Consider the following 20,626-nt stretch of genomic DNA (forward strand, 5'->3'; position numbering starts at 1 on the left):
CGGAAAACATCCATGTCGTTTTCGCCCACCGGAGACCGTTTTGCCGCGTTCCGGCATTCGTCCTACACGCGGTTCTTCTTCGCGCGTTTCCTGCTGTCCTTCTCGCAGCAGATCGTCAGCGTCGCCGTCGGCTGGCAGATGTACGACCAGACGGGCAAGGCGATCTATCTCGGCCTGATCGGTCTCGTACAGTTCCTGCCGTCGCTGCTGCTCATGCTCGTCACCGGTTCGGTGGCCGACCGGTACAATCGTCGGGCGATCGCCGCACTCTGCTCGCTGGTGAGTGCGCTCTGCACGCTGGCGCTGCTGGTCATGACCGTCATGGGAACCTTCACGCCGCTGCCGGTTTTCGCCGTGCTTTTGATCTTCGGCATCGAACGCGCCTTCATGTCGCCGGCGGTGCAGTCTCTGGCGCCCAATCTCGTGCCGGAGCACGCACTTTCCAATGCGATTGCCTGGAACTCGTCGTCCTGGCAGCTCGCCGCGATCACCGGGCCGGTGATCGGCGGCCTGCTCTACGGCGTCAGCGCGACGACCGCCTATACGGTGGCGGTGATCTTTTCAGTGCTCGGTGCGGCGCTTCTCTACATGATCCCGAAGCCGGAGCAAAAGACCACGGGCGAGACCAAGAGCTGGGCGATGATCCTCGGCGGCTTCAGCTTCATCCGCGCCGAAAGAGTAGTGCTCGGGGCGATCTCGCTCGATCTCTTCGCCGTGCTGCTCGGGGGGGCGACGGCACTGATGCCGATCTTCGCCCGCGATATCCTGACGCTCGGTCCCTGGGGGCTGGGGCTGCTGCGCGCAGCACCTGGGCTTGGCGCCATCGTCATGGCGATCTTCCTGGCCGCCTATCCGCTCAAACACCGCGCCGGCATCTATATGTTCATCGGCGTCGCCCTGTTCGGCGTCGGAACCATCGTCTTCGGCCTATCGACCAACACCGAAGTCTCGATCGCGGCGCTGGCGCTGATGGGGGCGGCCGACATGGTGTCGGTCTATGTGCGCGAGAGCCTGATTGCGCTCTGGACGCCGGATCAGCTGCGCGGCCGCGTCAACGCGGTCAACATGGTCTTCGTCGGCGCCTCGAACGAACTCGGGGAATTCAGGGCGGGTACGATGGCATCGATCTTCGGCGCGGTGCCGGCGGTTGTTATCGGCGGAATCGGGACTTTGGCGGTGGCGGCGATCTGGGCTTCGAGTTTCCCCAAATTGCGCAGGATCGATACGCTCGACGCGCCCAGTACATAATAGCGCGCGCTGCCAGCGGTGGGGCTCTATGCGGGAAGCGTGATCGGGGATGCGGCCTTTGCCGGCTTGCCTTCGAAGACGATATCCAGGAATTCGTTCAGCCAGGCTTTCAGCGGCGCATCGAACCGCATGCGGCCTTCGAGATGTTCGCGGCCCTGCTGGGCGTTCGGCAGGATGAAGCGGTGCGCGCCATGCACCACCCAGCGATGCATCATCACCCGGGTGAGTTCGGCATGGAACTGCAGGCCCCAGGCGTTGCCGTCATAGCGGAAAGCCTGGTTCGGGTAGGCATCGCCTTCGGCCAGCAGGTCGGCGCCGTGCGGCAGTTCGAAGCCTTCGCGGTGGAAGTGATAGACCATCTTCGGCCAATGCATCAGCAGGCGGCCTTTCTCGGTCGGGTGCAGCGGATACCAGCCGATCTCCGTCGAGCCGTCGGCATTCGACTGCACCTTGCCGCCGAGATGACGCACCAGCATCTGCGCGCCGAGGCAGATACCGAGATAGGGGCGTTTTTCCCGCAACGGAACATCGATCCAGCCAATCTCCTTTTTGACGAAGTCCTCGGGATCATTGGCGCTCATCGGCCCGCCGAAGACGACGACACCGGCATGGTTTTCAAGCGTCGTCGGCAGCACTTCGCCGAGAACCGGGCGGCGGATATCGAGGCGATAACCCTTCTCGACCAGCAATTGGCCGACACGCCCGGGGCTCGACCGCTCCTGGTGCAGGACGATGAGGATCGGGCGCCGGTCGTGGTTCGTGTTTTGCTCAGTCGCTATCATCTTGCGCAACCCGGACATCCGTCACCCTGGCGGCCGCCTCCTGCCGCTTCTGGATGCGCTCGCGTGAGGAGACGCCGAGCAGATCGGCGATTCGCCAGATCACATGGTCTTCCATTTCGCTGCGTTCGCCATCGGCATAGACGATGTCCCAGAGAATGCCGATCAGCTCCAGCCGTTGCTCGGTATTGAGATGGCGTTTCAGGTCGGCGGTGAACCGATAATAATCGACGGCGGTGCTTTCGGCCTCGAGGCCGGCCGCCATCAGGGCATCCAGCTGCTTGCCGTCGAGTGCATATTGCTCCTTCAACAGCTTGCGCAGCCGCTTCTTCTCGCTGGCCTTGATCTGACCGTCGGCCTCCATGACCTGCATGCAGAGGGCTGCCACCGCGATGCGGGGGTCGTCAGGGGCAAAACCTTTCCTGGGGTGGTCGGCGGTGAGCTTCTGGAAGAATGCCTGAAAGCGTTCGAACATGCGGTTTTCGTTCCATTTCAGAAAAGGCGGAGCCGTGTCTTGGGTCCCGGTTCCACCCTGGGGTCGCGAACGCCGGGATCATCCGGCAGGCCGCCAAAGAAAGGTTTCGCTTCGCCCGGTGCAGGCGCTTTATCGCTGACGGGTTCGACGGGCTTCGGTTTCGCCGGTGCCGGTGCCGGCGCCGGGCGCACGGCCTCGGCGATCGTCGCGGCGCGTTCCAGTTCGATGATGCGATGGTCGTTGACCGGACTTTCCGGCCTGACGTCGCGCAGCGGCGGCAAGGTCTTCAGGGCGGTCTCGATCGAGGCCGGCGCCGAACCGTCTTCGAGCGGACCCTCGATCTGACCGAAGGGCGCCTTCCATTCGAAGGCGTCGAGGCGGCCGGTCACGGGCGATACCGGCAGCCATTTGTCGGAGACGAAACCATCAGCCACCCAGGCTGGATCACGCGGGGCTTTCAGCGCCTGGGCCAGCCAGTGGCGCACCCGGCCCTGGTCTCCGGTCTCGGCTTCTTCGATGTCGGCCAACAGCAGGAAGGCGGCTTCCCGCGGCTGCATGCGCGCTGCCGCTTCCGCCTTGGCGCGGGCCTTGGCGAATTCCTGCGCGTCGAGTGCGGCCTGGGCGACGACGAGAAGGGATTCGACATTATTCGGGCGCAGCCCCTCCAGTCGTTCGGCGCGCTTCAGCCGGTCGAGCGTGGAATCGCCGCTGCGGGCCCTGACATAGGCCTGGCCGATCTCGGGATGCGGCGCCGATTTCCATGCCTGTTCGAGGATCGAGGCGGCCTTGCGCACGCCGCCCTCGCGAAACAACGCCTTTGCGGCAATGAGGGCTGCCGGAATGAAATCGGCGGCGAGCTTCAGTGCCTGCTGCGCGTCGTCGCGGGCGCCGGTCGGGTTGCCTTCCAGCTTTTCGCCGGCGCGCGCCGTCAAGAGGACCGCGTGCAGACGGTTGGCCTCGGCCTTTTCGACGACGCGGGCGGCCTTTTGCTGTTCGAGAAGGCGGATCGCATCGTCCCAGCGGCCGGACTGGCTGCGATATTCGAGCGTTGCCTGTGCGGCCCAGGGCAGATAAGGCGCGCTGTCGGCAGCCTTCTCGGCATATTGGCGGGCGGCCTCGTTGGCGCCGAGGCGGCGGGCTTCCAGATACAGGCCGCGCAGACCGAGTTCGCGTGTTTCTGGATCGTTGGCCATGGCCTCGAACTTGGCGCGCGCCTCGTCATAGCGGCCTTCGATGAGGGCGGCCTGGGCCTCGAGCAGAGTGATCAGCGGCTCCTGGTCGGCGCGGATGAGACCGCGCGAGCGGGCTGCCATCTTGCGGGCGAGCAGCGCATTGCCGGCGCCGGCAGCGATCAGGCCGGTCGACAGCGCCTGATAACCGCGGTCGCGCTTGCGGGCGCGGAAATAACGAGTGACCGAATGCGGCGAGGTCCAGACCAGGCGGATGAACCACCAGGTGATCATCACGGCGGCGACCAGAGCGATGATGGCGCTGGCGGCGACGATCAGCTTCGTCTGATAGATCTGGCCCTCCCAGATCAGCGAGAGGTCGCCGGGACGATCGGCAAGCCAGGAGAAACCATAGGCGAGGGCCAACACGAAGAGGGCGAAGGCGACAAGACGGATCAGCATGGTCTTATCCTTCCTTGCCGGTGCCGGAAACCGCTTTCGACAGCGCGCCCCCGACCAGTTCCTCGACGCGGATGCGCGCTTCGAGCGACTGCTTGAAGGCGGTGGAAGCCTGCTTGCCGGGAGCCGGCAGCTTGTTCCATTCGGCGGAAGCGCCCGGCAGATCGCCGCTCTTCACCTTATCCTCCATGCGGGCGGCGATGGCTTCGACGCTGTCGCCTTCGATATTGCCGACGGGGCGGACCGATACCAGCGACTTGGCGCTCGACATCAGCCGGTCCGACCAGCTCTCATTCGGATCCGGCTGGTTGACGGCTTCGACGATCGCGGTGGCGACATCGGGAACCTGACGCATGAGTTCGGCGCGTGAGGGAATGCCGGTTTCGGCAAAGCCGCGCAGGTCGGCGACGGTGGGATCGTCGGCTGCGACGCCGGCGAAGGTATCGAGCTCGGCCAGGAACGGCCCGCCGCGATCGATCGCCGCCTTGAGGGCGGCCGCGGCGATCGCCTTGGCGACGGCGACATCCTCGCGCGGCTCGTTCAGCTTCTTTTCGGCCTCGGCGAGGCGCTTGGCGATATCGGCGCCGCTGCTCGTCTGCTGCTCGGAGGATTGGGCAAGTGTGGCGCGCAGCTGGTCGAGCTGACCGCTCAATTCCACAATCTTCTGGTTGAGCGCCTCGACATTTGCCGAATCGGCCGGAGCGGCGGCTGCCGGCGTCTTGGCAGCCGTTTCCAGCGCGGCGAGGCGCTTTTCAATCTCACCGTCATCTGCGCTCGCCGGATTGGCGGCGAGGTTGGCGACCGCCTGTTTCAGGCCGTCGATCTCGCCGGAGAGATCGGCGACATCAGGCGAGGTCGTCTGCGGCGCGGGGGAACCGGGGAGATAGCCGGCATATTGAATGGCGCCGGCGCCAAGCAGCGCCACGAGGCCGCCGAAGATGCCGGCGGCGATGAGACCGGAGGTGGCGGCGCGGCGCGGCTGTTCGGGAGGAGGCATGAAGGCAGGCTCGGGGGCTGCCGGCTCCTCGGGCACCGCAGGCCGGTCCTGGTGTTCGGCTTGTTCGTGTTCGGCGTCTTCCTGCTCGGCCCGTCCCTGTTCCAACTGCGGCGCAGCCTCGGTTTCGGGCGTCACGCCGGCGCCGGCGGCGCTGTTGGCGGCGTCGCCGACATCATTCTCCACCGGCTTTTCGGTATCGGCTGCAGAGGCGAAATCCTGTGCTTCGAGGTCGATCGTGACCGGCTCGTCGGCGCTCTTCGAATGGCGTGGCGGGTTTCCCGATACCATGAGGTCCTCTTTATCCTGCATTGCAACGAAACTAGACAGTGATGCCAATTAAGGGAAGAGGTTAGATCAAATTTGGGCGGCTAAAGCATTCAAAGCAGCGACAAAAGACTTTTCTCATCCGGCATCGGCGCAATCGCCGCGTTTTTTTTCAAGGCTGCCGGAACGGCTTCAGCCACCGCTTGGCTGAGGCAGAGAAGGCGGATTGCGCTTTCCTCCGGCAGGGCCGAGCGGAGTTCCGCTACGCCAAAAAAATCGTCGGCCGTCTGCCGGGAATAGAACAGAACCGCATCCGGCCGACCGCCCGCAAAAACTGCTTCGATCTCCGCCGGGTCGGGGGCAACCGGCTGCATGCGATAACATTCAGCGACGGAAAAGCGGATGCCGCGTTCGCGCAATTTTCCTTCGAAAGTTTCGGCGCGCGGCATGCCGGCGAGATAGAGCAGTCCGTCCGCGCCCTGCGCCGCGACGAGATCGGCGAGATCGCTGCCATTGCCCTCAGATGAGAAAACCGATCGGAAGCCGAGGCGCTTCGCTGCTTCCGCTGTCGCATCTCCGACCGCGAAAAGCCGGCGGGCAAGATGCGGACGGAGTCGTTCGCCGAGCGCGGAGATGACCCTGACGGCTTCGGCGCTGGTCACGGCGATCGCGCCGCTGGTTCTTGCAAGCGCGGCTGCGGCTGCGGCGCTGTCATGCACCGGCCGGCGCAGCGCCAGCAGCAGCGGCTCGTGGCCCATATCGCGCAGACGTTGTGCGGTTTTCGTCGCCGAATGCGCGGGGCGGGTGACGAGCACGCGCATGGCGGCCTCAGTGCCAGTCGTCGAAGAAGGCGCTGCCGGCCCTGGCGCGCACGTCCTGGCCGGCGCGGGTGCCGAGTGCGGCCGCATCGCGGCGGTGGCCGTCTGTTGTTACCGCATGCTGGCTGCGGCCATCGGGGGTGATGATGAGGCCGGAGAAGCGGATCAGGTCGCCTTCGCAGACGGCATAACCGCCGATCGGCGTGCGGCAGGAGCCGTCAAGGGCGGCGAGGAAGGCTCGTTCGCAGGAGACGGTGTCGAAGGTCGTGGCATCGTTGACCGGCGCCAGCAGATCGTCGATCCCAGTGTCGCCGATGCGGCTTTCGATGCAGATCGCCCCTTGCGCCGGCGCCGGCGGGAAGGTGTCGGGGTCGAGGATATCGGTAATCACCTCGACCTTGCCGAGGCGTTTCAGGCCGGCGAGCGCCAGCAGGGTCGCGTCGACCTGGCCCTCTTCGAGCTTGCGCAGGCGCGTTTCCACCAGGCCGCGGAAAGTCACGACGTTGATATCCGGCCGCATGCGGCGGATCAGCGCCTGGCGGCGCAGTGACGAGGAACCGACGGTGGCGCCATGCGGCAAGTCGATCAGTTTGCGCGCAGTGCGGCCGATGACGGCGTCGCGAATATCCTCGCGCGGCAGATAGGCGGAAAGATGAAGGCCGTCCGGCAGGTGGGTCGGCATGTCCTTGGCGGAGTGCACGGCAAAATCCAGCTCGCCTGATGCAAGCTGCTGTTCGAGCTCCTCTGTGAACAGGCCCTTGCCGCCGATCTCGGAGAGCGACCGGTCGGTGATGCGATCGCCCTTGGTCGTCAGCACGACGATCTCGAACATTTCCTCAGGCAGATGGTGCGCCGCCATCAGCCTGTCGCGGGCCTCGTGCGCCTGAGCGAGCGCCAGCGGGCTGCCGCGCGTGCCGATCCGGAAAGGTTTTGTTTGCATCCGCTCAGTTCCGTTGTTACCGGAGTTCTCGTAAACGGGTTTCCATCCCATCGCAATCAACGAACAGGCCTCATGGTTCCCTTTCTGCGCATCCTTGGCATCGAAACGAGCTGCGACGAGACCGCGGCCGCCGTCGTCGAGCGCGATGCGGAGGGACATTCCAAGGTGCTGTCCGACGTCGTGCTGTCCCAGCTCGACGAGCATAGCGCCTATGGCGGCGTGGTGCCGGAGATCGCGGCGCGCGCCCATGTCGAGGCGCTGGACGAACTGATCGAGGAGGCGCTGACGCGCGCCAACGTGTCGCTCAACGAGGTCGACGCCATCGCCGCCACATCAGGGCCGGGGCTGATCGGCGGGCTGCTCGTGGGGTTGATGACCGGCAAGGCGATCGCGAGAGCCGCCGGCAAACCGCTTTATGCGGTCAACCACCTCGAAGGCCATGCGCTGACGGCGCGGCTGACGGACGGGCTTTCCTTTCCCTATTTGATGCTGCTCGTCTCCGGCGGCCATACCCAGCTCATCCTGGTGCGCGGTGTCGGAGATTATCAACGCTGGGGCACGACGATCGACGATGCGCTCGGCGAGGCCTTCGACAAGACGGCAAAGCTGCTTGGTCTGCCCTATCCCGGCGGCCCGGCGGTGGAACGGATGGCGCGGGACGGCAATGCCGATCGCTTCGCGTTTCCGCGGCCGCTGGTCGGCGAGGCGCGGCTCGACTTCTCCTTCTCCGGCCTGAAGACGGCGGTGCGGCAGGCGGCGCAGGATATTGCGCCGCTCAGCGATCAGGACGTGGCCGATATCTGCGCGTCGTTCCAGAAGGCGGTTTCGCGGACGCTGAAGGACCGGATCGGCCGCGGCCTGCAGCGGTTCAAGACGGAATTTGCCGCGACATTTCCAGCGGCTGCCCCGGCGACTGGCGAAAAGCCGGCGCTTGTCGTTGCCGGCGGTGTCGCCGCCAATCTCGAATTGCGCGGCACGCTGCAGACACTATGCGACAAAAACGGCTTCCGCTTCATCGCGCCGCCGCTGCACCTCTGCACCGACAATGCCGTGATGATCGCCTGGGCGGGGCTGGAGCGGATGGCGACGGGTGCCGCGCCTGATCCGCTCGACGTCCAGCCGCGTTCGCGCTGGCCGCTTGATTCCAATGCGGAAACGCTGATCGGATTCGGAAAGAGAGGGGCCAAGGCATGAGCGAAAATATCGCCGTTGTCGGATCGGGGGCTTTCGGAACGGCGCTTGCCGCCGTCATCGCGCTTGCCGGCCGCAGCGCGGTGACGCTTGTCGGGCGCAATCCGTCGCTGATATCAGATCTGAAGGCCGAACGCCTGCATGATGCAGCGCTGCCCGGCATTCTCCTGCCCGATACGCTGGAATTTGCCGCCGAGGCGGAAGCAGTCGCCGACGCCTCCATCGTGCTTTTTGCGATGCCGTCGCAGGCGCAGGCCGATGCGGCCCGGCAATACGGCCCCTATCTCTCGAAGGACGCCATTGTCGTCACTTGCGCCAAGGGCATCGAGCGCGCGACGGGCAATCTTCTGACCGACATGCTGGAACGGGAACTGCCCGACCATGCCGTTGCCGTGCTCTCCGGCCCGGGTTTTGCCGCCGATATCGCCAAGGGCCTGCCGACGGCGATGGCGATCGCGGCAGCTGACCTGGAGACTGCGGAGCGGCTCGCCCAGGCGATATCAGGCCGAACCTTTCGGCTCTACGCTTCTAACGACCGCATCGGCGTGCAGCTCGGCGGCGCGTTGAAGAATGTGTTGGCGATTGCCTGCGGCATCGTCGAAGGCGGCGGCATCGGCGATTCCGCCCGTGCGGCGCTAATTGCCCGCGGGCTTGCAGAAATGTCGCGTTTCGTCGTCGCCAAGGGGGGGCAGGCCGATACGGTGCGCGGGCTTTCGGGGCTCGGCGACCTGGTGCTGACGGCAACCAGCCATCAATCGCGAAACCTGCGCTTCGGCATCGCGCTCGGGCGCGGCGAAAAGGTCGATCCGCTGCAGGGCGCGCTGGTCGAAGGCGCGCTTGCCGCTTCCGTCGCCGCGCGGCTTGCGGCCGAGCTTGGGATCAGCATGCCGATCACCGATGCCATTTCCGCCATCATCGACGGCAAGCTCGATTTATCAGAGGCGATAGAGCAGCTGATGACGCGCCCGATCACCACCGAATAGGAGACAGACATGCTTTTCGCCCTTCTCTGCAAGGACAAGCCGGGACATCTAAACGTGCGGATGGAAACGCGGCCGACGCATCTTGAGTATCTGAACGGGCTGAACGCCGAGGGCATATTGAAGATCGCCGGCCCGTTTCTCGATGATGAGGGTAAGGCCTGCGGCAGCCTGATCATCGTCGAAGCGGCATCGAAAGAGGCGGCGCGTGCGCTTGCCGATGCCGATCCTTACGCCAAGGCCGGGCTGTTCGAAAGTGTTGACGTCAAGGCCTACAACTGGGTCTTCAACAAACCGGAAGCATAAGCATGGCGCACTGGCTCTATAAATCCGAACCCGCCTCCTGGTCCTGGGAGCAGCAGAAGGCTGCCGGCGAAACGGGCACGGAATGGACGGGTGTCCGCAACTATCTGGCGCGCAACAACATGCGGGCGATGCAGATCGGCGACAAGGGCTTCTTCTATCATTCCAATGACGGGCTAGAGATCGTCGGGATCGTCGAAGTCTCAGCCCTGTCGCAGCCCGATTCTACCGCCAAGGGCGATCCGAAGTGGGATTGCGTCCACATCCGCGCCGTCATGGACATGCCGAAGCCGGTGACGCTGAAGGACGTCAAGGCGAGCGAGAAGCTTGCCAAGATGGCGCTCGTCACCTCCATGCGCCTTTCCGTGCAGCCGGTGACGGATGACGAATGGGCCGAAGTCTGCCGCATGGGCGGGCTGGACAATCCGCCGCGGTGAAAACCGATCCGCAAGCCTTCATCCGCGCCCATACCAGCGTGATGGCGCCACCGCATGTGCCGGAAATTTCGCTTCATCTGGCGAGCGAGGCGCATGAGCTCTGGCTGAAGACGGAGGAGGAGCTCGAAGCGATCGGCCTGCCGCCGCCCTTCTGGGCTTTCGCCTGGGCGGGCGGCCAGGGACTGGCCCGCTACATCCTCGATAACCCGGAAATGGTGGGCGGCCAGCGCGTGCTGGATTTCGCCAGCGGTTCCGGCCTCGTCGGCATTGCGGCCGTCATGGCCGGCGCCCTTGAGGTCTCGGCCTGTGATATCGATCCCTGGGCGGAGACGGCGGTCCGGCTGAATGCCGAGGTCAATGGCGTTTCGCTCGGATTTACCGGCGCCGACCTGATCGGCAAGGCCGTCGATGCGGATATCGTGCTTGCCGGCGACGTCTTCTACGACAGCGCTTTCGCGGCTGCGCTCGTTCCCTGGCTCGCCAGGCTGGCGGTCGACGGCAAATTGGTGCTGGTCGGCGATCCCGGGCGCAGCTACCTGCCTAGAGATCGGCTGGAATTCTGCGCGGTCTATGAGGTGCCGGTAACGCGGGCGCTGGAGGATAGCGAAATCAAGAAGACCACGGTGTGGCGGTTCGTTTCTTAGGTCGGATCGATCATTCGCGATCGCCGGGCCCGAAGATGTCAGCCGACAATCAAGGCGGCTTCATATACCATCGTTGCGGCGGCAAGATCAGCCAACGCCGTTCCGACTGCCTTGTAGAGAGTGATCTCATCGTTGGACACCCGCACCGGAATATCCCGGCGGCACAGCTCGTTCAGTGTCGCACGCACCGCATCTTGAGAAATGACGCCTGCGCCGATCGGCTGAACCAGATCGCCCGCTTCGTGAAGGGCTTCGTGAGTGTCGATATAGACCGAGGAGCGCCGAACCGCCTCGTCATCGGCCTCGCGCATCGCCGGGGTGAAGCCGCCGATCAGATCGACATGGGTGCCCGGCCTCAGCCATTCGCCCCGGATCAGCGGTGCGGTCGCCAGCGTCGCAGCGCTGACGATATCGGCTTGCCGCGCCGCGGCTTCCAGATTCGTGACGGCAGTGGCCTGGAGTCCCCGTTGCCGGAGGCTCTGTGCCAGCCGTTCTGCGCTGGCGGGATCGATATCCCAGATATCGATCTGTGCGACCGGCCGGACGGCGCGGTAGGCATCGGGTATGAGACCCGCGACGCGGCCCGCGCCGATCACCAGCAGACGGCTCGCGTCCTTTCGGGCGAGATAGTCCGCGGCAAGGGCCGATGCCGCTACCGTACGGCGCGCCGTGATCGTGTTTCCGTCAAGGAGCGCAAGCTGCATCCCGGTGCGGCCATCATAGAGCATGTAAGTCGAGGTCAAACCGGGAATGCCGCGCGCCGTGTTGCCCGGAAAGACGGTAACGATCTTGATGCCAAGATAGCGCTCGGACCGGTGCGTTTCATGCCAGGCCGGCATCAGAAGCAGCGTCGCGTCCGGCTCGTCGCCGTTGGCTATCGTGTGGTGATGCCGTACCGGGACAACACAGCCTTCGGCAAATGCTTGCCGCAAGTTCGCGACCAGCGCGCCGAAAGGGAGAAGCTCGCCCGTCGTCCGGGCATCGAGAATACGGATTTGTGTGTCGGTCATTGAAGCGATCTCTCAGGACGTTCCGATTGCTGGACAAGGCGAGTTCTGTGTGATTGAACGAGAGCAGCGTCGCCGCTGCGCGGCGCACCAGCTTTTCAACCGGCATCGGCCTTTTGGGCACTCAGCCAAACGCCGCTTTCTTCTCCAGAATTCTGGCGAATTGCGTTAGCGGATAGCACAGGGCGAAGAAGATCACCGCGACGAGACCGTAGACCTTGAAAGGTTCGAAGGTCGCGTTGTTGATGGCGTTTGCGGTTTTCAGCAGTTCCTCGAAGCCGAGGATCGAGGCCAGTGCGGTACTCTTGATCAACTGGACCAGGAACCCGACGGTCGGCGCGCGCGTAATCCGGAAAGCCTGCGGAAGGATGATAAGGCGAAGTTCGAGGAGACGATGCAAACCCAGGCTGGATGCGGCGTCCCATTGCCCGCGCGGCACCGCTTCGACGCCGCTCCGCCAGATTTCGGCGAGATAAGCGCTGGCATAGAATGTCAGGCCGCAGACGGCGGCGGTCCATGACTCGATCCGGAAGCCGAGCATCGGCAGGCCGAAGAACATCAAAAAGAGCTGCATGAGCAGCGGCGTTCCCTGAAACAGGGCGATGTAGCCGGACGCCAAGCTGCGCGGCCAGCGCATTTCCGATATCCGTGCAGATAGGATCGCCAGGCCAACGATGGCGCCACCGGCAAAGGCCGCGAGCGAAAGCAGCAGGGTCCAGCGTGTCGCGAAAACGAGATTGCGCAGAATGTCCCAGAACGTGAACTCGATCATGCCAGACCAGCTCCCAGAAAACGGCGTTTCCCGGCGAAAAGAAGCCGGCGAAGTGCGGCGGACATCGAAAGATAGATCACCGTCGCCACCAGATAGGTCTCGAAGGAGCGGAAGGTGCGCGACTGAAGCAGATCGGCTTCCTGCGCCAGCTCGCGGACGGATATTTGCGAAACCACCGCCGATTCCAGCATCATGATGATGATCTGGCTTGTCAGCGCCGGGAAGATGATGGCGAGCGCTTGCGGCAGGACGATCTTGAAGAATACGAGCCGAGGCCGGAGGCCGAGTGCCTGCGCCGCTTCCTTCTGCCCTCTCGGTATGGCATCGAGCCCGGCCCCGACCACTTCGATCGTGTAGGCCGCCATGTTGAGGGTCATGGCGAGTACGGCGGCAGAAATCGGATCGAGGCGAATGCCCAGACTAGGCAACCCGAAGAAGATGAAGAACAGCTGCACCAGGAATGGCGTATTGCGCATGACTTCCACATACAGGCCGACGACCTTGCGCAACCATGGATAAGGTCCTCGGCGCGCGGCCGCGCCGAGAACGCTGAGAACGATCCCGAGCATCGTTGTCGAGGCTGTCAATGCAAGCGTCGTGCCTGCGCCATAAGCCAGAGCTCCCATTCCGTCCCAAAGCCAATTGAAATCGAGGCTGTATCTCATCGCTTGTCCTTTGGGGCCGGATGATCCGGGCCGGGTCGGTTCGAAATCCGGATCCGCCTCTCAACCAGAGAATTGGAGCATGATGCCACCGCAATCGCTCACGGTTTTCGGCATCATGCTCTGCTGAGCGGGAGGCCGGCCTCGTCAGTCCTTCAGATTTTCAGGGTTGAGCGGCGCTTTCAGCCAGCTCTTCGAGCTTGCGTCGAGTGAACCGTCGGCGACCATTGCGGCGACGCTGTCATTGACAGCCTTCTTCAGGCCTTCCTCGCCCTTGCGGAGCGCAATGTGCGAGGGCGAGCTGAGCAGCTGGAATTTCTGCTCCGGCTTCAGGGCGTCCTGTCGTGCCAGAACCTGCGCACCGACATCGTTGCCGACCACCATCAACTCGGACTGGCCTGAAATGAAGGCCTGGATGACCGAATTGTAGTTCTCGAAGCGCTGGATCGCGGCCGAGCCGGGAGCGGCGGCGGTCAGCGACGTGTCTTCGAGCGTCCCGCGATTGACGGCAACGGTTTTGTCGGCAAGATCTTCCTTGCCGCTCACCTTCAGCGCAGCCGGACCGATGACGGCGATATAATAGGGGGCGTACGGGGCGGCAAAATCGATAACCTCGGCGCGCTCCTTCGAATAGCCGACGCTCATCAGCAGGTCGACGCGGTCGTCGTTCAGGTAGGCGATCCTGTTCTGGCCGGTGACGCTGACGAGATTGAGTTTCACGCCGAGCCCATCGGCGATCTTCTGGGCGACGTCGATGTCATAGCCCTTGATGCTCATATCGGCGCTTGCCGAAGAGAAGGGTGGGAAATCGGAGAAGATGCCGATGTTAATCTCGCCTGCGGCTTTGATATCGGCAAGTTCGTCGGCCTGAGCGGCCCCTGCCAGAATGCCGAACACGGCAATTGCCGCGGTGGCGGTGTAGCGCAATTTCATAAGAGCATTCATGTCGTTCCCCTTTTTGAGATGTATTGTGCGACAGGCGTTGGACGGCAACGGGCACCAGGCCCGCTCCCGCTGTAAGCTGGGTCTCAAGTCACGTTTGTCCTGACCGCGGGACTGAACATCGCGAGGCACAGGAGTTCGAACAGGACCTGCGCGGCGATCTGCGCAGTGTTGGTGGTGTTGTCGTATTGCGGCGCGATTTCCACGACGTCGCCGCCGATGAGGTTGATGCCTTTGAAGCCGCGCAGCAAGGTCAGGGCCTCCCTCGGCTGAAGCCCGCCCACTTCTGGCGTGCCGGTTCCCGGAGCAAAAGCCGGATCAAGGCTGTCGACGTCGAAACTGAGATAGGTTGGACCGGCGCCGACAACCTCCAGAGCCTTTGCGATCACCGCCTTGAGACCCATCTCCGCCACCTCTTCCGCGTGGATGACGGTCATCCCGGAGGCAAAGGAGAACTCCCAGAGATATTCGCCGCCGCCGCGGATGCCGATCTGGATCGTACGCTTCGGATCGAGCACGCCGGCCAGAACCGCCTCGCGAAAAGGCGCGCCGTGATGGAACTTGGAGCCCTCATAGGGACCTGCGGTGTCGCAATGAGCGTCGATATGGATCATGCCGACCGGCTGGCTGGCCGCTAGGCCCTTGAGGATGGCGCCGGAGATCGAATGATCGCCGCCGACCGACAGCGGGATAACCCCGGTTGCCGCGATCATCCGATAGCATGCCTCGATGTCGGCATGGCATTCGGCCAGGCCGAACCGGCTGCGCATCGGCACGTCGCCGACATCGGCGACCCTTAGCCCTCCCATCGGCGCGACACGCAGAACATGTTCGTAGGGACCGATACGCTCGATCGCCCGGACGGCCCGCGGCCCCAGCCGCGCGCCGGCGCGATTGGTGACGCCGAGGTCCATCGGCACGCCGATCAGAGCCACGTCAAGCGCCTCGAGCACCTCGGGCCGCAAGCCGTTCTCGATGAAACGGGCGTCCAGAAAGGTCGCAGGATCGGCGAAGGGCCATTTGCGGCTGTCGCCGTCCTTGAATACACTCGCCGCCACGGCACGGAAGTGCGGATCTTCCATCTCCCCGCCCGCGGCGCTGCCGAAGCGCTTTCTCAAGTCTTCCAGAAAATCCCGGTCAATGGTCAAGGCAGGCTCCCACGGTATTGATGCTGACATCATCATCGGCTCCGCCTGCTACTGTTGGAACCGCGAAAATTCGAGAGGGGATATAACGATTATTGATAGCTTCGATCCGCTGAGCTCAGCGATGCGGGCAGCGCGTTTCATCGAGATATTCAGAAAACCTTATAACCCGGCGAGAATTTTCCCACTACCGCGGTTGGCAACCTCCAAGCAGTCTCCGATGCGAACGGTCCGGCAGAGGGCCGACAACAAAGGGAACTACCATGTTGCACGATATGACACGCCGCCGCTTCCTCGGGTCCGCCGCTGCCGCGGGGATTGCCGGCACGATGACCGGGTTTGCGAGATCCGCCGCAGCCGGCAGCGGCAATCTGACCGCCGTCGAATGGGGCGGCGATGTCGTCGAAGCCATGAAGCAGATTGCCGCCGACCAGAGTGCAGCGACATTCAACTGGGTTCTTCATCAGGGCGGCGCGGGCGCGATCCTTCCAAAGATCAAGGCCGTCTGGCCGAATGTCGACTACGACTATGTCGCCGGGTGGGAAGGCTCATTCAACAGCATGGTGAAGGAGGATTGGCTCGAGACCATCAATCCTGCCGATATTCCCAACCTTGCGAATATTCCTGAGAAAATCATCATTCGTGACGGCAAGGGTAATATCAAAGCGGTGCCACGCGCGGTCGGCGGCATGTATTTCGGTGCCCGAACCGACACGGCTCCTCTCGCCGTGAAAACCATCGATGATCTGCTGAGTCCCGATCTTAAGGGCGCGATCTGCTGGCCGGGCCCGACACAGAGCATGATGCTCCAGATTGTCGCGCTCGCCCTTCACGCCGGAGGCAGTGAAACGAATATGGAGCCCGGATGGAAGCTCATGAAGGAATTGGCGAAATCCGGCAATATCGGCCGCGTCGCCGTCACCGACATCGACTTCACCAATTCGCTGACGTCGGGCGAGACCTCCGTCGGCTTCTTCGCTGAGCCCGGTTGGGCGGCCGTGGCGAAGAACTTTCCCGTTACTCGCTTTACCAAGGACAACAATTTCAAGGTCTTCCTCTACCAGAGCGGTTTCGGCGTCCTGAAGAATAGACCGAACACCAAGGCAACGCTCGATTTCGTCAACTTCGCGATCAGCCCGGACATGAACTCGCTCTATGCCAAGGTGGCTGGTGAAGCGCCGTTGAACAGCGAGGCGGTCACGCCGGACAGTCTCAAGCATCTGTCCTTCACGTCGGACGAGTTTTCGAACTTCGTTTACGTGCCGGATTATAATGTCGTTCTCGAACAGCAGGATGCCTGGTCCAAACGCTGGGAACAGGACATCGCCCCGTTGCTCTAGAGCGGTTCAGGTTTTCACGGAAGTGCTCGAAGGCACCTCGCGGCAGGTTATCGAAGGCGTGAATGCGGACTTCGATAACCTCCCTTTCTCATGCCCGGTCAAGGGCGAGGAAAAGGCTGTTCCATCATGACCAAAGCAAGGCGGCAACCTGTTGCCATTTCAATTCCCGATCGCCGAGATGCTGCCCTGACGCTCGGGCCGGCTCTCCTGGTGTTCGCATTCGGTTTTCTGTCACCGCTAGTCAATCTGGCAGTCGAAAGCCTGAAGGAGTTTACGCCGGGGCGTGTCGGTTCCGTTGAAAATGCCGCGGCAACGGTTCAAAACTATTACGAGCTTGCAAACCAGGCGTTTGCGAGTGTGCTGCTGACAACCTTCTGGATCGGCGGAGCCGCTGCGATCATCGGTCAGCTTGTGGCGTTTCCTCTGGCCTACGTCATCGTGCGGCGCATTTCCCCGCGGATGCGCGCACTCACCCTTGGTTTTTTGATTACGCTTGTTCTATCCAGCGTCCTGATCAAGACCTATGCGATCGAACTGACCTTCGGGTCGGTCGGCATCTTCCGACCCCTCCTCCTGACGCTTGGCCTTTCGCCCAACAGCCGCGAATATATCAATATCGTCGTTACCGCGGGTCTCGTTCACTCGATCATACCGGTCGCAACGCTGACAATGATCGGCGCGATGCAATCGATCGATCCGCGTCTGCTCGATGCCGCCCAATCCCTCGGCGCGCCGGGATGGAAAGCCCATCTGTCGATCACGCTTCCCTTAAGCTTCCCGGCTCTGATCTCAAGCGCGCTTGTCTCGCTGACTTTCGCGATCAGCGCCTTCGTTATTCCCATGGTGCTCGGGAGGGGCCGGGTGCTTTTCATGTCGAACGTCATCTACACCCGGTTCAGCGATATCGCCAACTATCCGAGCGGCGCGGCGATCTCGCTCGTCATGCTTGCCGTGGCGTTGGCGGTTGTCGCTGTCATAACGTTTGCGCAGCCCTGGAGGGTTTCCCGATGAGCATACAGTCTCTTGCAGCGCGAACCGGAGACCGGATCGCCGGTTCCTTCGCCTACGGTGTCATCGGCCTTGGATTGGCGTTCCTCGCCATTCCGTTGGCGATAACATGTCTCATGGCTTTCGACGCTAGGACCTACCTTGGTCCACTGCCGCCGCCTGCCTTGTCGCTTCACTGGTTCGAACGGCTCGTCTCCCAGGCGGATATCCTTGCCAGCCTGCGCACCAGCCTCATCTTGGCTGTCCTCACGACGGTTCTGTCCGTGACGATCGGAACTGCGGCGGCTGTCGGCCTTGCCCGTGGCAATTTTCCAGGAAAGGGAGCGCTGACTTCGGTCTTTCTCTCGCCACTCATCGTCCCGCCGGTCGTCATCGGCTTCGGCCTGCTGCTTTTCCTTTCCAAGGTCGGTATTGCAAATGGTATGGCGCGCCTGCTCCTCGGCCACGTGATCGTGACGCTGCCCTACTGCATAAGGACGAGTCTCGCCAGCCTTCTCGGCAGCGACCGACGATTGACGGAAGCCGCGATGGTTCTCGGTGCTACCGAGCGCCAGGCCTTCTGGTCCATTACCCTGCCGCTCATGCGGACGGGCGTCGTCACCGGTGCGATCTTCGCCTTCGCGATTTCGATAGATGACGTGTCCATCAGTCTCTTCCTGAGCGATCCGTCCGCAACGACCTTGCCTGTTACGCTGGTCAGCAACATGCGCGCGGCTTTCGATCTGACGATCGCTGCAGCGGCCGTGGTGCTGATTGCCGTCACCGCGTTGCTGATCGTCATACTGGAGCGTGTCGTCGGCTTCGACACGGTCGTGGGTCAGGGTTTGTTTCGTTCTTGAGGACAATACGATGATTTCTGCCGTGGAATTTCAAGGGGTGAGCAAGCGCTTCGGCGAAACCGTCGCCCTCGGTAATATCTCCTTTTCGGTGAACCCAGGTGAAACAATTGCACTGCTTGGACCGAGCGGCTGCGGCAAGACCACCATTCTTCGTCTTATTGCCGGATTCGAGCGGCCTGACAAAGGGTCGATCTTGATCGACGGCATGCCGATGGCTGGATTGAAACCCTATGAACGCAACGTCGGGCTGCTGTTCCAGCACTATGCTCTTTTCCCGCATATGACCGTCGAACAGAATATCGGCTACGGACTTCGCCATCGCAACCATCCGCCGGGGCAAATACCGCGCCGCATTGCCGAGATGCTTGAGCTCGTCCGGCTCGTCGGTTTCGGACAGCGGCGGCCGCACCAGTTGAGCGGCGGCCAGCAGCAGCGCGTTGCGCTTGCGCGGGCGCTCGCCACCCATCCGAGCCTCGTTCTTCTGGATGAGCCCCTGTCGGCGCTCGACGCCAAACTTCGGCATGAGCTGCGCACCGAACTGAAGGATGTGCTTGCCGCGGTCGGCTCGACCGCAATCGTGGTAACCCACGACCAGGAGGAGGCGATGAGCCTTGGGGAGCGCATATTCGTGATGAATCGCGGCGCAATCATGCAATCCGGCAGGCCGGATGATGTGTATTGGCGTCCAGATTCGCGTTTCGTCGCGGATTTCATGGGGCGGACGAATTGGATCCACGGCTCGATTTCGGCAGCGGGCGAAACGGCCCGCAAATTTCGCTCCGAATTCGGCTGGGAATTTTCGGTCGCGTCAAGGGAACACATTTCAGGTGCCGCCGAGATTTGCGTGAGGCCGGAAAGCGTCGAGATATCGTCCGGCGCTCCGAGCTCCGGTGCCATGCCCGGACGTGTTGCCGACGTGGTGACACTCGGTGCCTTCAGGCATGTCGTTCTCGACTTGGTCAGTGGCGACCGCATAATCTCGGCTTGCACGAACCGTCCAGACATAGCTTTCACTCGCGGGCAGGAGGTCAGCGTTTCCATTCCCCCCGAGGCATGCGTTCTCTTCGCGCGATAAACTCTCATTGACGGGCGCAGGATCGCCAGTTGCCGGAAGAACATGGTTCGTCCAATATCGGTTATAGCAGAGAGGCCCTCGGCTCTCGAGCGTCACAAAGTATGGAATGCGGCTTCCGATGCTTGATCTTGATTCCTATCTGCTTCGCGCGTTTCTGACCGTCGCTGAGATCGGCACCGTTAATGGAGCAGCGGTTAAGCTCAACAGAACGCAAGCGGCCGTGAGCATGCAGATCCGCAAGCTGGAGGAGCTGGTCGGCGTTGCGCTGTTTTCGCGTTCGTCAAAAGGCCTCGAGCTCACGAGCCATGGGCAGATCATGCTGGCCTATGCCCGCGAATTGGTCGCCCTCAGCGACGAAGTCGAGAAAAGACTGACCGGCAAGATGATCGAGGATCGCATTCGCCTCGGCGTCGTTGAGGACTTCGCTGCCGGCCACCTGATCGACATTCTGAGCGATTTCAGAGCCCAGAACCCGAAGGTCGACATCGACATCATTGTCGAACCGAATCGCCGCCTCGCCCATCTGTTTGAAGACGGGAAGCTGGATCTCGTGGTTTGCGACATTACCTGTCTCTCGCGAAAGCCGACCCTGATCTGGACCGAATATTTGATGTGGACGGTCAGATCCGACTTTGTGGTGGATGCGGAAAAACCGCTTCCCATCATTATGTTCGAGGAGGAGTGTCCCTGGACGCTCCCGACGATTGCGGCTCTGTCGCAGCGCAGCTTCACGTGGAAGACGGCATGCGTCGCATCGACGCTGGTGGCCATGGCGACCGCGGTTCGCGTCGGTATCGGTATCGCACCGATGATGCTTACAACGAAACCGGAAGGCTGCCGGACACTTGACAGATCGACGGACCTGCCCGGTCCGGTACGCATCGAAATCGGTCTGTATGCTCAGTCCGAGACGGCCGAAGGCGCGCGGTACCTCGTGGATTTCATTTCGCGGCATACCGCGATATTGTCGAGTTAATTCACTTTTCCTGGAATTGGTCTAAGAGCGATGCTGAAAGATCGCGACGCGCTTTAGGCGCGTTCAGCTTCCATTATATCGGGTCAATTTTATTCTCTCTACCGGGATGGCGAGCGAAGCTCCATAGTGATCCGACGAAGGGTCGACGGCCCGATC

The 20,626-nt window shown here is 62.6% G+C and carries 22 protein-coding genes; 11 read left to right on the forward strand and 11 right to left on the reverse strand.

Annotated elements, in window-relative coordinates:
* Window positions 1–12 precede the first annotated feature (12 nt).
* On the forward strand, window positions 13–1,248 hold the full coding sequence (locus FFM81_RS01135) for an MFS transporter (protein ID WP_003567323.1): 1,236 nt from the start codon (window positions 13–15) through the stop codon (window positions 1,246–1,248).
* 26 nt (window positions 1,249–1,274) lie between these two features.
* Here the strand turns inward: FFM81_RS01135 and FFM81_RS01140 are convergent, their stop codons facing one another.
* The 6 genes from FFM81_RS01140 to hemC all read right to left on the reverse strand — a co-directional run bounded on the left by FFM81_RS01140 (window position 1,275) and on the right by hemC (window position 7,149).
* Window positions 1,275–2,048 carry a glutamine amidotransferase gene (locus FFM81_RS01140; protein ID WP_138385243.1) on the reverse strand — a complete coding sequence of 258 codons (774 nt, stop codon included), beginning with the start codon at window positions 2,046–2,048 and terminating at the stop codon, window positions 1,275–1,277.
* Window positions 2,017–2,502 (reverse strand): tellurite resistance TerB family protein, encoded by a 486-nt coding sequence (locus tag FFM81_RS01145; RefSeq protein ID WP_003567319.1) that lies wholly within the window; start codon window positions 2,500–2,502, stop codon window positions 2,017–2,019. The genes FFM81_RS01140 and FFM81_RS01145 overlap by 32 nt, the downstream gene beginning before the upstream one ends.
* Window positions 2,503–2,519: 17 nt before the next feature.
* Window positions 2,520–4,133, reverse strand: a complete 1,614-nt coding sequence (locus FFM81_RS01150) for a heme biosynthesis protein HemY (protein ID WP_025417263.1) — start codon at window positions 4,131–4,133, stop codon at window positions 2,520–2,522.
* 4 nt (window positions 4,134–4,137) lie between these two features.
* Complete coding sequence (locus FFM81_RS01155; protein ID WP_173883747.1) at window positions 4,138–5,436, reverse strand: COG4223 family protein; 1,299 nt, start codon at window positions 5,434–5,436, stop codon at window positions 4,138–4,140.
* A gap of 68 nt (window positions 5,437–5,504) precedes the next feature.
* Window positions 5,505–6,212, reverse strand: a complete 708-nt coding sequence (locus FFM81_RS01160; RefSeq protein ID WP_138385241.1) for a uroporphyrinogen-III synthase — start codon at window positions 6,210–6,212, stop codon at window positions 5,505–5,507.
* 7 nt (window positions 6,213–6,219) lie between these two features.
* Window positions 6,220–7,149 carry a hydroxymethylbilane synthase gene (hemC, locus tag FFM81_RS01165; RefSeq protein WP_138385240.1) on the reverse strand — a complete coding sequence of 310 codons (930 nt, stop codon included), beginning with the start codon at window positions 7,147–7,149 and terminating at the stop codon, window positions 6,220–6,222.
* A gap of 72 nt (window positions 7,150–7,221) precedes the next feature.
* Between hemC and tsaD the strand changes: the two genes are divergently transcribed.
* Genes tsaD through FFM81_RS01190 form a run of 5 tightly spaced genes read left to right on the forward strand, consistent with a single transcriptional unit; the run spans window position 7,222 to window position 10,704 of the window.
* On the forward strand, window positions 7,222–8,343 hold the full coding sequence (gene tsaD, locus FFM81_RS01170) for a tRNA (adenosine(37)-N6)-threonylcarbamoyltransferase complex transferase subunit TsaD (protein WP_138385239.1): 1,122 nt from the start codon (window positions 7,222–7,224) through the stop codon (window positions 8,341–8,343).
* Complete coding sequence (locus FFM81_RS01175) at window positions 8,340–9,323, forward strand: NAD(P)H-dependent glycerol-3-phosphate dehydrogenase (protein WP_138385238.1); 984 nt, start codon at window positions 8,340–8,342, stop codon at window positions 9,321–9,323. The genes tsaD and FFM81_RS01175 overlap by 4 nt, the downstream gene beginning before the upstream one ends.
* 9 nt (window positions 9,324–9,332) lie before the next feature.
* Window positions 9,333–9,626: a YciI-like protein gene (locus tag FFM81_RS01180; RefSeq protein ID WP_097533280.1), complete on the forward strand. Its 294-nt coding sequence runs from the start codon at window positions 9,333–9,335 to the stop codon at window positions 9,624–9,626.
* Between the two features lie 2 nt (window positions 9,627–9,628).
* The gene (locus tag FFM81_RS01185; protein WP_025417257.1) at window positions 9,629–10,060 is read left to right on the forward strand and encodes an EVE domain-containing protein; all 432 of its coding nucleotides are present in this window, start codon (window positions 9,629–9,631) and stop codon (window positions 10,058–10,060) included.
* Window positions 10,057–10,704 (forward strand): class I SAM-dependent methyltransferase, encoded by a 648-nt coding sequence (locus FFM81_RS01190; protein ID WP_138385237.1) that lies wholly within the window; start codon window positions 10,057–10,059, stop codon window positions 10,702–10,704. The genes FFM81_RS01185 and FFM81_RS01190 overlap by 4 nt, the downstream gene beginning before the upstream one ends.
* A gap of 38 nt (window positions 10,705–10,742) precedes the next feature.
* Here FFM81_RS01190 and lhpI read toward each other — a convergent pair whose 3' ends face one another.
* The 5 genes from lhpI to speB form a co-directional block, all read right to left on the reverse strand.
* Window positions 10,743–11,714 carry a bifunctional Delta(1)-pyrroline-2-carboxylate/Delta(1)-piperideine-2-carboxylate reductase gene (gene lhpI, locus FFM81_RS01195; RefSeq protein WP_025417255.1) on the reverse strand — a complete coding sequence of 324 codons (972 nt, stop codon included), beginning with the start codon at window positions 11,712–11,714 and terminating at the stop codon, window positions 10,743–10,745.
* A 121-nt stretch (window positions 11,715–11,835) separates the two neighbouring features.
* On the reverse strand, window positions 11,836–12,483 hold the full coding sequence (locus FFM81_RS01200; protein WP_003567297.1) for an amino acid ABC transporter permease: 648 nt from the start codon (window positions 12,481–12,483) through the stop codon (window positions 11,836–11,838).
* The gene (locus FFM81_RS01205; RefSeq protein WP_003567295.1) at window positions 12,480–13,148 is read right to left on the reverse strand and encodes an amino acid ABC transporter permease; all 669 of its coding nucleotides are present in this window, start codon (window positions 13,146–13,148) and stop codon (window positions 12,480–12,482) included. Before FFM81_RS01205 ends, FFM81_RS01200 begins: the two co-directional genes overlap by 4 nt.
* 144 nt (window positions 13,149–13,292) lie before the next feature.
* Complete coding sequence (locus FFM81_RS01210) at window positions 13,293–14,090, reverse strand: transporter substrate-binding domain-containing protein (protein WP_138385236.1); 798 nt, start codon at window positions 14,088–14,090, stop codon at window positions 13,293–13,295.
* 83 nt (window positions 14,091–14,173) lie between these two features.
* Window positions 14,174–15,235 (reverse strand): agmatinase, encoded by a 1,062-nt coding sequence (gene speB / locus FFM81_RS01215; RefSeq protein WP_025417252.1) that lies wholly within the window; start codon window positions 15,233–15,235, stop codon window positions 14,174–14,176.
* 260 nt (window positions 15,236–15,495) lie between these two features.
* Here speB and FFM81_RS01220 point away from each other — a divergent pair, with 260 nt between their 5' ends.
* The 5 genes from FFM81_RS01220 (at window position 15,496) to FFM81_RS01240 (ending at window position 20,470) form a co-directional block, all read left to right on the forward strand.
* Window positions 15,496–16,572, forward strand: coding sequence for an extracellular solute-binding protein (locus FFM81_RS01220; RefSeq protein ID WP_138385235.1), 1,077 nt, complete (start codon window positions 15,496–15,498; stop codon window positions 16,570–16,572).
* A 126-nt stretch (window positions 16,573–16,698) separates the two neighbouring features.
* Complete coding sequence (locus FFM81_RS01225; protein WP_003567287.1) at window positions 16,699–17,583, forward strand: ABC transporter permease; 885 nt, start codon at window positions 16,699–16,701, stop codon at window positions 17,581–17,583.
* A complete protein-coding gene (locus tag FFM81_RS01230) occupies window positions 17,580–18,419 on the forward strand; it encodes an ABC transporter permease (RefSeq protein ID WP_003567285.1) in 840 nt (279 codons plus the stop codon). The genes FFM81_RS01225 and FFM81_RS01230 overlap by 4 nt, the downstream gene beginning before the upstream one ends.
* 10 nt (window positions 18,420–18,429) lie before the next feature.
* Window positions 18,430–19,494, forward strand: a complete 1,065-nt coding sequence (locus FFM81_RS01235) for an ABC transporter ATP-binding protein (protein ID WP_003567283.1) — start codon at window positions 18,430–18,432, stop codon at window positions 19,492–19,494.
* A 106-nt stretch (window positions 19,495–19,600) separates the two neighbouring features.
* On the forward strand, window positions 19,601–20,470 hold the full coding sequence (locus tag FFM81_RS01240) for a LysR family transcriptional regulator (protein ID WP_025417250.1): 870 nt from the start codon (window positions 19,601–19,603) through the stop codon (window positions 20,468–20,470).
* The last annotated feature ends 156 nt before the right edge of the window (window positions 20,471–20,626 follow it).

The sequence above is a fragment of the Rhizobium hidalgonense genome, from assembly GCF_005862185.2.
Lineage (GTDB): Bacteria > Pseudomonadota > Alphaproteobacteria > Rhizobiales > Rhizobiaceae > Rhizobium > Rhizobium hidalgonense.